We start from the raw sequence: 13773 nt of genomic DNA, 5'->3' as shown, positions 1-13773 counted from the left end.
CCGCGAGCGCTACTGGGTCGAGCCTGCCATGGCGACCGGCGGGGCCGACGTCGCCTCGGCCGGCCTCGTCTCCGCCGAGCACCCGCTGCTGGGCGCCGCCGTCGAACTGCCGGACTCCGACGGCTACCTGTTCACCGGACGGCTTGCGCTGCGTACCCACCCCTGGCTGGCCGACCACGCCGTCGGGGACACGGTGCTGCTGCCGGGGACCGCGTTCGTCGAACTCGCCGTCCGGGCGGGCGACCAGGTGGAGTGCGACCTGGTCGAGGAGCTCACCCTGGAAGTACCGCTGGCCCTGCCCGAGGAGGGTGCGCTCCAGCTGCGGCTGGTCGTCGGTGACCCGGACCACGCGGGCCGCCGGTCGCTGAACCTGTACGCGCGTCCCGAGGAGGCGCCGACCGGCGAGCCCTGGACCCGGCATGCGAGCGGCACCCTGGCCACTTCCGCCGCCTCCGCTGCTCCCACGGCGCCGCTGGACGCGGCTTCCTGGCCGCCGGCCGGTGCGCGCGAGCTGCCGGTCGAGGGTCACTACGAGCGGTTGGCCCAGGCGGGCCTGTCGTACGGCCCTGCGTTCCAGGGCCTGGAGAGGGCCTGGCAGGTCGGCGACGACGTCTACGCCGAGGTCCGGCTCCCGGAGGAGCAGCAGGCCGAGGCAGGCTCCTACGGCCTGCATCCCGCGCTGCTCGACGCCGCCCTCCAGGCCTTGGCTCTCACTCCTTCCCCTGCCGCTGATTCGGCGAGTGACGAGGAGCCCCAGAGCCGACGCCCGTTCGCGTGGAGCGGTTTCGCTCTGCACGCCGCCTGCGCCTCCGCGCTGCGGGTGCGGCTCACTCCGGCCGGGCCGGACGCCGTCTCGCTGACGGTGGCCGACAGCGCGGGCGAGCCTGTCGCCTCGGTGGACTCGCTGGTGCTGCGCCCCGTCTCGGCCGAGCAGTTCAGCGGGGGATCGGCGGCCGGTCAGCACGACTCGCTGTTCCGAGTCGAGTGGACGCCGTTGCCGTTGCCGTCGCCGTTGCCGCTGTCGGCAGCCGCACCCGCGGCGAACGGCGCGGACGCCACGACGTGGGCCGTGCTGGGCGACGATCACCTCAAGTTCGGCCCGGCGCTCGAACACGCCGGTGTGGAAGCCGAGTTCTACCCCGACGTGGACGCCCTCAGCGCCGCCGTGGCCGCAGGTCGGCCCGTGCCGGACACCGTTCTGGCGGCCTGCGCCGTCGAACCGGCGGGCGACGGCCTGGTGGCCGACGTCCACACGGCGACCCACCGTGCCCTCGCCCTGGTGCAGGGCTGGCTCGCCGAGGACCGACTCGCGGCCTCCCGCCTGGTCCTGGTGACCAGCGGCGCGGTGACCGCCGGGCCGGCGGACCGCGAGATCGACCTCGTCCACGCCCCGATCTGGGGGCTGGTGCGTGCCGCGCGGCTCGAGAACGAGGACCGCCTGGTGCTGGCGGACCTGGACGACGACGAGGAGTCCCGTCGCCTGCTGCCGGCCGCGATCGCGTCCGGTGAGGGCGAGTTCGCGCTGCGCGCCGGTGCCGTGCACGTGCCGCGACTGGCCCGCGTCGCCCGGGTCGCCGGGTCCGCCGCGGACGAGGCAGGGGCCGAGTCGGTGACGTCCCGGGCCTGGGATCCCGAGGGGACCGTGCTGATCACCGGCGCCACCGGTGGCCTCGGCGCGCTGCTCGCCCGTCATCTGGTGACCGAACGCGGCGTCCGTCACCTGCTGTTGACCAGCCGTCGTGGTCCGGACGCGCCCGAGGCGGGCGAACTGATCGCCGAGCTGCGCGGGCTGGGCGCCGACGCGGAGCTGGTGGCCTGCGACGCGGCCGATCGCGACGCGCTGGCCGCCCTGTTGGCCCAGGTGCCCGCCGAGCATCCGCTGACGGCGGTCGTGCACACCGCCGCCGTGCTGGACGACGGCGTGATCGGCGCGCTCACCCCCGAGCGGGTCGACCGCGTGCTGCGCCCGAAGGTGGACGCGGCGGTGAACCTGCACGAACTCACCGCGCACCTGCACCTGGCCGCCTTCGTGCTGTTCTCGGCGGCCGCCGGCACGCTGGGCGGCGCGGGCCTTGGCAGTTACGGCGCGGCCAACGTCTTCCAGGACGCGCTGGCCCGCCACCGCCACGCCCGCGGTCTGGCCGCGGTCTCCCTGGTCTGGGGTCTGTGGGCGGAACGCCGGGGCATGGCGGGCCGGCTGAGCGAGGTGGACCTGGCCAGGTCGGCGCGCGGCGGCGTGCTCCCGATGACCGGCGAGCAGGGACTGGCGCTCTTCGACGCCGCGGTCACGGTGGCGGGCGAGCCGGTGCTGGTGCCGATGCACCTGGACCTGAAGGCGCTGCGGGCGCTGGCGGCCGTCCCCGACGCCCTGCCCGCGGCCTTCCGGGGCCTGGTGCGGACGCCGGCCCGACGGGTGGTGCAGGGCCTGGCCACGGGCGAAGCCGAAGCGACGGGCCTGGCCCGGAAGCTGGCCGGCCGCTCGGCGGCCGAGCAGCAGCGGCAGGTGCTCGACCTGGTGCGCGACCACGTGGTCGCCGTGCTCGGCTACACCTCCGTGGACCTGGTCGGCGCCGCGCAGGCCTTCCGCGAGTTGGGTTTCGACTCGCTGACCGCCGTCGAGCTGCGGAACCGGCTGAACGAGGCCACCGGGCTGCGGCTGCCCGCGACCCTGGTCTTCGACCACCCGACCCCGGCGCTGCTGGCCGAGTACCTGCTGGCCGAGGTCGCCCCCGACAGCCGGCCGGCGGCCTCCCGACTGACCGAGGAACTCGACCAGTTGGAGGCGGTCCTCGCCTCGCTCAGCGCGGACGACCGCGCCGCCGTCGCCCCCGACGAGGCCGCCCACGCGCAGATCGCGGCCCGCCTGCAGACCCTGCTGGCGAGCTGGAACGCCGTCGGCGGAGCCGACGGGAGCGTGGACGCGGCGAGCATCGACGACGCGACCGACGACGAGATCTTCGACTACATCGACAAGAGGTTCGGCAAGGGCTGAACGCTGAGCGCTGAAACCTGAACGCAGCGCCGCGCACTGCCCCCGCAACCCCGCCAGCCTTCACCCCGACGATCCGAATGGGCACCGCTGAGATGGCCAATGAAGACAAGCTCCGTGAATACCTCAAGCGCGTGCTGAAGGACCTCGACGAGGCCCACACGCAGCTGCGCGACCTGGACGAGAAGGCCCACGAGCCGATCGCGGTCGTCGCGATGAGCTGCCGGTTCCCCGGCGGGGTGGGGAGCCCGGAGGAGCTGTGGCAGCTGGTGGCCGCCGGCGGCGACGCGATCTCCGGCTTCCCGACCGACCGCGGCTGGGACGTCGAGGGGCTGTACGACCCGGACCCGGACGCCCAGGGCTCCTCCTACACCCGCGAGGGCGGCTTCCTGGCGGGCGTGGACCGGTTCGACGCCGGGCTCTTCGGCATCGCGCCGCGCGAGGCGCTCGCCATGGACCCGCAGCAGCGCCTGCTGCTGGAGACCTCCTGGGAGCTGTTCGAGCGGGCGGGCATCGACCCGGCGACCCTGCGCGGCAGCAGGACCGGCGTCTTCGTCGGCACCAACGGGCAGGACTACGTCCCGGTGCTGATGCGCTCGGCGGAGAACTTCGAGGGCCACCTCGGCACGGGCAACACCGCGAGTGTGATGTCCGGCCGGCTCTCCTACACCTACGGCCTGGAGGGGCCGGCGGTCACCGTCGACACCGCCTGCTCGGCGTCGCTGGTCTCCCTGCACCTGGCCGTGCAGGCGCTGCGCACCGGCGAGTGCGCCCTCGCGCTGGCCGGCGGCGTCACGGTGATGCCCAACCCGGGGACCATCATCGAGTTCAGTCGTCAGCGCGGGCTGGCCGCGGACGGCCGCTGCAAGTCCTTCGCCGGTGCGGCCGACGGCACCAACATGGCCGAGGGCGTGGGCCTGCTCCTGGTCGAACGCCTCTCCGACGCCCGCCGCAACGGGCACCCGGTGCTCGCCGTGGTCCAGGGCAGCGCCGTCAACCAGGACGGCGCCAGCAACGGCCTGACCGCCCCGAACGGCCCCTCGCAGCAACGGGTGATCAAGCAGGCGCTGGCCAACGCCCGACTGACCGCCGACCAGATCGACGCGGTCGAGGGGCACGGGACCGGCACCACGCTGGGCGACCCGATCGAGGCTCAGGCGCTGCTCGCCACCTACGGCCGACGCCGGACCGAGGACCGGCCGGTGTGGCTGGGGTCGGTGAAGTCCAACATCGGGCACACCCAGGCGGCGGCCGGCGTCGCCGGGGTGATCAAGATGGTGATGGCGATCCGGCACGGCGTGCTGCCGCGCACCCTGCACGTGGACGAGCCCACGCCGCACGTCGACTGGTCGGCCGGATCGGTACGGCTGCTGACGCAGAACCAGCCGTGGCCGGAGACCGGGCGTCCGCGCCGCGCCGCGATCTCCTCCTTCGGCATCAGCGGCACCAACGCCCACGCGGTCCTGGAGCAGGCCCCGGAGACCGTGGAGGACCCGGTCACCACCGTGACGGCGGCGCCGTCGGTGCTGCCGATCGTGCTGTCGGCCAAGACCGACGCCGCGCTGCGGGCTCGGGCGAAGCAGCTGCGCTCCTTCTCCGACGAGGCCGAACTCGTCGACCTCGCCCATTCGCTGGCGACGAGCCGGGCGGCGCTGGAACACCGCGCGGTGGTCCTGGCGTCCGACCGGGACGACCTCGCGCGCGGCCTTGACGCGCTGGCCTCGGGCGAGCCCGCCGCCCCGCTCGTGCGGGGGACGGTGGTCGAGGGCAAGCTCGCCTTCCTCTTCACCGGGCAGGGCAGCCAGCGCGCCGGTATGGGCGCCGGGCTGTACGAGACTTTTCCGGCGTTCGCCGAGTCCTTCGACGCGGTCTGCGCGGAACTGGACCGGCACCTGGACCGGCCGCTGAAGGACGTCGTCCTCACCGGCGAGCAGCTCGACGAGACGGGCTACACCCAGCCCGCCCTGTTCGCGGTCGAGGTGGCGCTGTTCCGGCTCGCGGAGTCCGCGGGCCTGCGGCCGGACTTCCTGGCCGGGCACTCCGTCGGCGAGCTGGCCGCCGCGCACGTCGCCGGAGTGCTGTCGCTGGCGGACGCGGCGAAGCTGGTGGCGGCGCGTGGCCGACTGATGCAGGCGCTGCCGGCCGGTGGCGCCATGGTGGCCGTCGAGGCGACCCAGGACGAGGTCCTGCCGCTGCTGGCGAGCCGCGCGGACGAGGTGGGGATCGCGGCTGTCAACGGCCTGACCTCGATGGTGATCTCCGGGGCCGAGGAGGCCGTGCTGGAGGTGGCCGCGAAGCTGGCCGCCGACGGCTGCCGGACCAAGCGGCTGACGGTCAGTCACGCGTTCCACTCGCCGCTGATGGACCCGATGCTGGCGGAGTTCCGGGCCGTCGCGGAGTCGCTGGACTACCAGGAGCCGCAGATCCCGATCGTCTCCACCCTCGACCAGGCCGCCGACCTCACCACTCCCGCGTACTGGGTGCGCCACGTCCGCGAGGCCGTCCGCTTCGCCGACGCCCTGCGGACCCTCGAGCGCGAGGGCGTGCGGACCTTCCTGGAGCTCGGCCCCGACGGAACCCTCACCACGCTCGGTCAGGACTGCGTCGCGGACGCCGCCTTCACCCCCGTGCTGCGCCGCGACCGCGCCGAGGCCGAGACCTTCACCGCCGCGCTCGCGCAGCTGCACACCCGCGGCGTCGCGCTGGACTGGTCGGCGCTCCTCGCCGGTACCGGCGCGCGCCGCATCGACCTGCCCACCTATCCCTTCCAGCAGCGCCGCTACTGGCCGGAACCCGCCGAGGACACCGCGGACACCTCGCCCGCGGCCGCCGTGGACGAGGCGTTCTGGGCGGCCGTCGAGCGCGAGGACCTGGACGCGCTGACCGCGACCCTGGGCCTCGACGGCGACCAGCCGCTCAGCTCGGCCCTGCCGGCCATGTCCGCCTGGTTCCAGCGCCGGCGTGCGGAGCGGCCCACGGCGACGCCGACCACCACCGCCCCGGACGGCGGGGTCCAGGGCGGCGGCGAGAGCGGCGACAACGGCGCCGGCGTCGGCTTGGAGGAGCCGCTGCCGGTCCGGCTGGCGAGGCTCTCCCCGTCCGAGCGCGACAACGCGCTCCTGGCCCTGGTCCGCAGCCGGGCGGCCGTCGTGCTGGGCTACCCGGGACCCGAGGACATCCCGCCGGCCCAGGCGTTCAAGGACCTCGGCGTCGACTCCCTGATGGCGGTCCTGCTGCGCAACGGCCTGGCCGAGGCGACCGGCCTGTCCCTGCCCCCCTCGCTGGTCTTCGACCAGCCGACCCCCGCGGCGCTGGCGGCCCACCTGCGTGACCAGCTGTTCGCCGACGGCGCGAACTCAGCCGCCTCGGTGACCGAGGAACTCGACCGACTCGAGGCCGCGCTGGCCGCGAGCACCGCCGACGGGGTCACCCGCGCCCGCGTCCAGATGCGCCTGCAGGCCCTGGCCGCCCGCTGGTCCGAGTCCCCGCAGCCCGGCGCCGCGACCACCTCCGACGGCCCGGACGACCTCCTCGACGTCGAACACCTCGACGCGGCCTCCGACGAGGAGCTGTTCGCCTTCATCGACGACAGCCTCACCTGAGCCACGCCATACGTGCGCGGACCGGGACAGCCGACGTCGTTCGGATGTCCCGGTCCGGGGGACTCAGCTGCTCGGCGGTCGGAAGTCGACCGTCCGCTTCACCGCCTCGTCGACCTCCTCGACCGTCAGCAGCGGGACGGCCTTGGAGCGCACGGCGCCGCTGGCCCGCACCGTCATCGCGACGGCGGCCATCGACAGGTGGTCGGGGAAGTCGACGACGACGTACAAGTCGTCATCCCCGTAGGCGAAGAACATCGACTCGAGCGTGCCGCCGCACGATCCGACGACCCGTTGGACGGCCTCCCGGCGACCGCTGCCGCCCTCGGCCAGCAGGCCCTTGGCCCCCTCGGCGGTGTAGCTGGCCTGCACCAGATACTTCGGCATCCCGCACTCCCACGTCTCGACCCGGCCACGACAACGCCCTTGTCGACCACTATCAGCCCCGCCTGGCGCCTTGTCCGTTCGAGCACCGCCGAACGGCGGAGTCCCCGGACGGGACCCGGTCGCGGACCGGCCCCACAAGCTGCGGACACACCGAGTGAGCACGCCGTCGACCGGACCCGGTACCTTTGGCGCACTCAGGTCGCCGCCATGGATGCGACCGGCGCACAAGGGGGTCCGCCCATGTCTGCTTCGCGAATAGTCCGCAACCGTCTGCTGGTCCGGGCGGCCGGCACCCTCGGGGCCGTCGCCATCGGCCTGGGCGCGACGATCGCGCCCGCCGCCGCGAGCAGTCCGCACCACGACAACGGCCCCGGCAAGTCCACCCCCGACGCCCCGGTCGACGACACGGCCGCCGCGAAGGCCCAGGCCGCCGCCAACGTCGCCGCAGCCCACCACCTCGGGACGCGGGCCGTGCCGAAGTCCGCTGCGGCGCCTTCCGGTCACGGTGACTCGGGGGTCACTCCGGTCATCCCGGCCCCGACCGGCCCCTACCAGGTCGGCACGGTCAACCTGCACCTCGTCGACCCGACCCGGTACGACCCCTGGGTGCCGTCCCACCCCCGTCGCGAGCTGATGGTCCAGCTCTGGTACCCGGCCACCCAGACCACCGGGCACGCGCTCGCGCCGTGGCTCCAGTCCGAGGCCGCCGACAGCTTCCTGGAGGGCTGGAACGTCTGGCCCGGCACGATGAACGTCCCCACCACGGCCGGGCACACGGGCGCGCCGGTGGACCCCAAGGCCGGCAAGCTGCCGGTGCTGCTCTACTCCACCGGCCTCCACTCCGACCGCTCGCAGGGCACCGCCCTCGCGGAGGACATGGCCAGCCGCGGCTACCTGGTCGTGATGCTCGACAGCACCCACGAGGCCGACGAGGTGCAGTTCCCCGGCCCCCGACTGGTGACGGACACCGCCGCCAGCTCCAACTACACCCTCACCGTCCGCTCCGCCGACGCCAAGTTCGTCGTCAACGAGCTCGCCCTGATCGCCGGCGGCAAGGACCCCGACGTCGACGGCGCCGCGCTCCCGGCGGGGCTGGCCGGCAACGTGGACATGACGCGCATCGGCATGTTCGGCTGGTCGTACGGCGGCCCGACGGTCCTGGACTCGATGACGCTCGACCCGCGGATCGCCGCCGGGGCGGACCTCGACGGCGAGCTGTACGGCCCGCAGGACGCGACGAACCTGAACCGCCCGTTTCTCCTCTTCGGCGCGTCGTACCACGACCGCAAGGAGGACAGCAGCTGGGCCAGCATCTGGTCGCACCTGACCGGGCCCCGCTACGAGCTGAAGCTGGCCGGCACCGAGCACCTGTCGTTCAGCGACTACGAGACCCTGTTCTCCCAGGCCGGCGGACAGATGGACCTGACGTCCAGCCAGGTCCAGCAGGACCTCGGCACGCTGGACCCGAACCGGGCGATCTACATCATGCGCACCTACCTGGCCGCCTACTTCGACACGGTGCTGCACATCAAGACCAACACGCTGATGAACGGGCCGTCCAAGAGCTTCCCCGAGGTCTCGTTCATCCGCTGACCGATTCACTGATACGCACGTCGGTCTTCGGCTGGCGCACCGACGGCTCGCGCCTCCTCGGTTGGGGGCTCGGCCGTCGGCCGTTGGACGACATCCTCTCCCTCGCCGAGACCCTGGACGCGGTCGCCGCCCTGCTCGTCGGGACGCTCTCCAGCTGACCGGGGGCCTCCCTCTCACCTGAGTACGCGTACTCAGGTGAGAGGGAGGCGAGGTGAGGCAGAGTGCTCCCGTCGCGGAAGACGATCACGGGAGTGCGCAGTGAGCAGCAGCGCCAGGACAGCTGAACCGACCTCAGGGCCCCGCCGGCCGAGCAGGCGCACGCTGCGCGCGGCCGGAGTGGGACTCGGCCTCACGGTGGCGCTGTTCCTCGCGGAGTGGCTGCTGGTCTCCTCCTCCGCCTGCCGGAACGCCCCCGGCTGGGGCTGCGTCGGGGTCGTCGTGCTGTGGAGGGACGCCACCCCGTTCGTGCTGCTTCTCGCCGGGTGGGCGGCGCTGCGGGTGCTCGGGGTGCGCCCCGCGTGGCTCACCGCCCTGCTGGGCGCCGGTCTGAGCTGGTACCTGCTGCGGTATCTGACGGCGGTGGACAGCCTCCCTTGGCTTCCGGGCGGCGTCAGCTGGGTCCAGTTCGCGCTGCCGACAGCGGCCTTCGCCCTCGCGGCGTGGTTCACCGTCTCCCTGCGCCCGTGGCTGCCGCGGGTGGCGGCGGTGGTGGCGCTTGCGCTCGTGGTGCCGGTGAACGCCTTGGCCGTCTCGCGCATCACCGAGAGCCGGAAGGACGCCGCCCTTTCGGCGAGCCCGGTCGCGCTGCTCGGTCCGCAGATCCCCAACGGCTACCACATGGACGGTGTCGGAACGCAGACCGTCACCGGTCCCACCTTCTTCTACCGCCTCGCCCCCGACGGCCGGGACGCGACCACCATGGCGGAGCTGCAGCGCGAGATCCAGGTCATCGTCGCGCCGGTGCAGCCGCAGTTCACCCCGCCTGCGCACTGCGCCGCGATCAACTCCGCCTACCCCGTCCCGGCTCCCCCCTGCACCGCCGTCGCGCCGGGGGTGTGGCGCTCGGGGGACTCGCAGTACGTCTCCTACTACGTCCGGGTGGGCGACGCGGTGGCGGACATCGAGGCCACCTCGCCGCCGGTGAGCGCGGCCGTGCTGATCGCCGTCGCGCGGAGCATGAGCGTCCGTCAGCCGTCCTACTTCACCGGAGGCTAGGTCCGGGCACCCCTTCACCGTCAAAGGCGCTGGTAGAGAACGTGGTGGGAGCGCCGCCTTCGGGTGACGATCCCGGCGCGGTGCAGGATCTGCAGGTGGTAGGAGACGGTTGCCGGGCTGAGGTGGACACGTTGGGCGATCTCCGAGGTCGAGCGGGGCTGGCTCAGTTCGGCCAGGATCGTCGCGCGCGTCGCTCCGATGAGTTCCCCCGACGGCACGGGGCATTCGGCCGGTCCCGCCGGGTAGAGGATCTGCGGCGTCCGGGGGTCCGGCGCCCCGGGGAGGTCGGCGGTCTTCACCACGGCTCGGGGCGTGAAGACGCTCGGCATCAGGACAAGCCCGTCCGCGTCGACGCTCTTCTCGAATGGCACGCCGGGCGGCAGGTGCACGGTCAGCGTTCCCTCACGCCATTCCAGGTTGTGGGCCAAGCGGCTCAGCGTGTCGGCGAGCCCGTGGTGGGCGACCGCGGAGGCCCGCTCCGCGACGTCGGCCTCCAGGCGAGTCCGGATTCCTGGCCATTCCCGAGCCAACGCCGCGCGCCAGAACCGCTCCATCTCGTCCGCGAGCCGATGCGCGAAGTGGTCCTCGCCGCGTTCCAGGGCCTGCACGTAGACCCGCGGTGGTCGGCGACCGGATCCCGCATCCATGTCGGCAGCGAACGCGTCCGCCAGGTCGTAGCGGACACGCGCCGCAGGCGTGGTCGCCAAGCGGTGCAGCGCCCCGTCCAGGCCAGGCTGGAAGCCGTCCGGCTCAGGCAGCAGGAAGTCCGTCCCGCGCGCTCCGACCACCGCCAGCAGTCCCAGCCCCTGCTCCACGAGGACGTCCGTGGCCCGGGCCCGCCAAGCGGGTTGGAGCCAGCCCGGGGCATGGCTGCGTAGGAACAGGAGCTGGCCGGCGACGTCCAACGGCGGTACCGCGAACCTCACCGCACCTAAGCCGCTCGTCCCCAACCCGATTCGAATCACGCGCGTCCCCCCGCCGTTGGCACTTGGGAAACCATCTCATCACTCGGCCGTGCACCTGCTGCTGCCTGGATCGGGTGCGGATCGCCGCCCTGTCGCCGAGGCGGCGTCCGCAGAACGTGGACCTTGTGTGAAGACCGGGCGGCTGGCACGCTCGGCCTGTGATCGAGGCGCAGGGGAGCTTCGCGGTCGCTCGGGCCGCCGACGAGTGGTGGTTACGAGCCCTGCCCGGGGACGGGGACGGGGACGGGGACGCGCGGCCAGGACGGGAGGCGCCGGACTGGGCCGTCCTCGTGGACCGGGTGCTCGCCGCCGTGCCGCCGTTGCGGCCCGCGGGCGGCCTGCCCGGACCGACCGGGTTCGAAGCCTTGTTCTCGCCCTTCGCGCAGGCGGCTGCCGAACTGATCCCGCCAGGCCCCGAGGCCGGAGCGGTCGATCTCGCGGCGGTCCGGGCCGAGTTCGTCCGGCGGCTGGGCGTCACGCTGGCACGGCGGTCGGCCCGGACGCTGGTGCTGGAACTCGACTCGGCGAGGAGGCGCGGTGACCTCGCCGGTGACACACCGGCCGAACGGTTCGGCAGTTTCCTCTCCATGACGGCCGGTCGGCCCGGCCTCTCCGCCCTGCTCGCCGCGTACCCGGTGCTGGCGCGCCTGTTGGGGCAGACCTGTCTGCATGCGGCGGAGGCCCTGGCCGAACTGCTGGGGCGCTTCGAGGCCGACCGGGCGGACATCGTCGCCGCCCTGCTGAGCGGAACCGACCCGGGGACGCTGGTCGGCGTGTCGAGCGGAGCCGGGGACGGGCACCGACGCGGTCGCACCGTCGCCGTCCTCACCTTCGCCGACGGCCGCCACGTGGTCTACAAGCCGCGGTCGCTCCGCGCCCACCGGCACTTCAACGAGGTCGTCGGCTGGTTCAACACGCGGCCCGGCACGCCCGGTCTGCCGGTGGCGGCGCTGCTGGACCGGGCCGGGTACGGATGGGTCGAGCACATCGCCCACCTGCCCTGCGCGAACGAGCAGCAGTTGGCGCGCTTCTACCGCCGTCAGGGCGCCCTGCTGGCGCTGCTGTACGCCTTGGACGGCACCGACCTCCACCACGAGAACCTGATCGCCCGGGGCGACGAGCCGTTTTTCATCGACGTCGAGACCCTGTTCCACCCGCCGCCCGCCTGGCACGGTGCCGACGACCCGGCCGCCGCGGCGCTCCAGGCGTCGGTGCACCGGACGGGCCTGCTGCCGCACCTGCTCCTCGGGGACCGGGCGGCCGTGGACGCCTCCGGGCTGGGCGGGGACCCGGGCGCGCCGCTGCCGACGGACGCGGTGACCTGGGCGGATCCCGGCACCGACCGGATGCGGCTGGTGCGCGGACCGCAGGTGCTCACCGGCGCCGCCAACCGGCCGAGCCTCGCCGGCGTCGAGGCCGAACCTGCGGCATACCTGGAGGCGCTGCTCGACGGCTTCCGCGCGGGCTACCGTGCCGTCGCCGCCGGTAGTGCCGAACTCTTAGGCTCGCAAGGCCTGTTGACCCGCTTCGCGGGAGCCGAGGTCCGGGTCGTGGTGCGTCCCACACAGACGTACGCGACGCTGCTGGCCGAGTCGACCCACCCGGACGTGTTGCGGGACGCGGCGCAGCGCGACGCGTTGTTCGCGCTCCTGGGCACGGACGCGGCCGCGGGACCTGGTCACCCCGGCGCGCTCGACCACGAGATCGCGCAGTTGTGGGACGGCGACGTGCCGTTGTTCACCACCCGGCCCGATTCGGTCGACCTGTGGAGCGGCGACGGGGTCCGGATCCCCGGCGCGCTGGACCGCACCGGCTTCGACCGGGTCGCTGAGCGGATCCAGGCCATGAGCGAGACCGACCTGGAAGCGCAGCAGTGGATCATTCGGGCGTCGATGGCCGCGCGGTCGACCGCCGCCGCCCACGCACCCGCGGCGGCCCGGCGTTCTGCGCCGACCGGGTCGGGGGAGCCAGCCCCGGCCCCGGAGCGGGAGCCGGATCTCGGCCGGGAGCCGGACCCTGACGGGGAGCCGGATGCGGACGGGGAGCCGGACGAGGACCCCGAACGGTGGCTCGACGCCGCGCGCCGCATCGGTGACCTCCTCCTCTCCTCGGGCCACCGCGGCCCCGAGCGGACGAACTGGCTCGGCCTCGAACTCCTCGCCGACCGCTACTGGCAGCTCCGCCCGTGCGGTGCGGACCTGGGCGGCGGATACACCGGAGTCGCCCTGTTCCTCGCCCAACTCGCCGCCCTCACCGCGGAGGTCCGCTACGCGGAGGCGGCTGCCCACGCGCTCGCGCCGCTGCCCTCGGTGCTGGAACGGCTCGCCTCCCGCCCGCAGGACCTCGCGGCCGTCGGACCCGGCGGCTACGCGGGGCTCGGCGGGATCGCCTACGCGGTCACGGCCGTCGCCGCGGCCCTCGACGACTCCGGCCTGGCCTCCCTGCGCGACCGGGCCGTCGACCTGACCCTGCTCGCCGCCGAGTCCGAGTCGGGCGCGGGCCTGACGGAGGGTCTGGCGGGTGGCCTCGCCGCGATGCTCGCCGTCCATCGGGCGACCGGTTCGGCCGGGGCCTGGCGCGGGGCCCAGGCGTGCGCGACCCGCCTCGTCGCGCGTCCGCTGCCGTCCGAGCCGGGCTTCGCGACCGGCGCGGCCGGGGTCGGCTGGGCGCTGCTCGGCTTCGCGGCGGCCGCCGGTGACGCCGACTGCGAGCGGGCCGGTCTGGCCGCGCTGCGGGCCGCCGCTGTCAGACTGTCCGCGGGGCGGCAGGTCGACGGCGCATGGTGCCGCGGGCCCGTCGGCGTCGCGCTCGCGGTGGCCGACCGGCCGGTCGCGGCCGCCGACGCGCAGCTGGCGGAACTGGTGGCGCGGACCGTCCGGAGCCTTCTCGGTCGGCCCGGACCGCTGCCGGACCACAGCCTCTGCCACGGCGAGCCGGGCGTGCTGGAGCTCCTCGGCCAGCTGGCCTCCCCGGCCGTGCTCCCCGGACCCGCCGTGCAGGCCGCGCAGGCCGCACGGGAGCGGCG

The 13773-nt window shown here is 74.1% G+C and carries 7 protein-coding genes and 1 pseudogene; 6 read left to right on the top strand and 2 right to left on the bottom strand.

The annotated features are described in order from the left end of the window. The 3 genes and pseudogenes from TR50_RS31595 to TR50_RS50430 all read left to right on the top strand — a co-directional run. A partial coding sequence (locus TR50_RS31595) for a type I polyketide synthase (protein ID WP_042430141.1) occupies positions 1–2992 on the top strand: 2992 nt, incomplete at its 5' end. A gap of 131 nt (positions 2993–3123) precedes the next feature. Further along, positions 3124–5967, top strand: a pseudogene (locus TR50_RS31590) (type I polyketide synthase); the annotation flags it as partial. Positions 5968–6138: 171 nt separating this feature from the next. Continuing rightward, a complete protein-coding gene (locus TR50_RS50430; protein WP_439654260.1) occupies positions 6139–6591 on the top strand; it encodes an acyl carrier protein in 453 nt (150 codons plus the stop codon). 63 nt (positions 6592–6654) lie between these two features. Here TR50_RS50430 and TR50_RS31585 read toward each other — a convergent pair whose 3' ends face one another. Beyond that, positions 6655–6975, bottom strand: a complete 321-nt coding sequence (locus TR50_RS31585) for a GYD domain-containing protein (RefSeq protein ID WP_042430140.1) — start codon at positions 6973–6975, stop codon at positions 6655–6657. Between the two features lie 240 nt (positions 6976–7215). Here TR50_RS31585 and TR50_RS31580 point away from each other — a divergent pair, with 240 nt between their 5' ends. Then, positions 7216–8568: an alpha/beta hydrolase family protein gene (locus TR50_RS31580; RefSeq protein WP_042430139.1), complete on the top strand. Its 1353-nt coding sequence runs from the start codon at positions 7216–7218 to the stop codon at positions 8566–8568. Positions 8569–8904: 336 nt separating this feature from the next. Beyond that, a complete protein-coding gene (locus TR50_RS31575; RefSeq protein ID WP_042430136.1) occupies positions 8905–9783 on the top strand; it encodes a hypothetical protein in 879 nt (292 codons plus the stop codon). Positions 9784–9803: 20 nt separating this feature from the next. Here the strand turns inward: TR50_RS31575 and TR50_RS31570 are convergent, their stop codons facing one another. Next, entirely contained in the window at positions 9804–10709 is a 906-nt protein-coding gene (locus TR50_RS31570) for an ArsR/SmtB family transcription factor (protein ID WP_052441583.1), read from the bottom strand. A 197-nt stretch (positions 10710–10906) separates the two neighbouring features. Between TR50_RS31570 and TR50_RS31565 the strand changes: the two genes are divergently transcribed. Further along, on the top strand, positions 10907–13773 hold a 2867-nt coding region (locus TR50_RS31565; protein WP_152648744.1), incomplete at its 3' end, for a type 2 lanthipeptide synthetase LanM family protein.

This window comes from Streptacidiphilus anmyonensis (assembly GCF_000787855.1).
Taxonomy (GTDB): domain Bacteria; phylum Actinomycetota; class Actinomycetes; order Streptomycetales; family Streptomycetaceae; genus Streptacidiphilus; species Streptacidiphilus anmyonensis.
The sequence above is the reverse complement of the archived record's forward strand: the minus strand, read 5'-3'. Positions and strand labels throughout refer to the sequence as shown.

Coding starts and splice junctions, on each gene's coding strand:
- TR50_RS31585 (WP_042430140.1), bottom strand. CDS start 6,975: ATGCCGAAGTATCTGGTGCAGGCCAGCTACACCGCCGAGGGGGCCAAG.
- TR50_RS31580 (WP_042430139.1), top strand. CDS start 7,216: ATGTCTGCTTCGCGAATAGTCCGCAACCGTCTGCTGGTCCGGGCGGCC.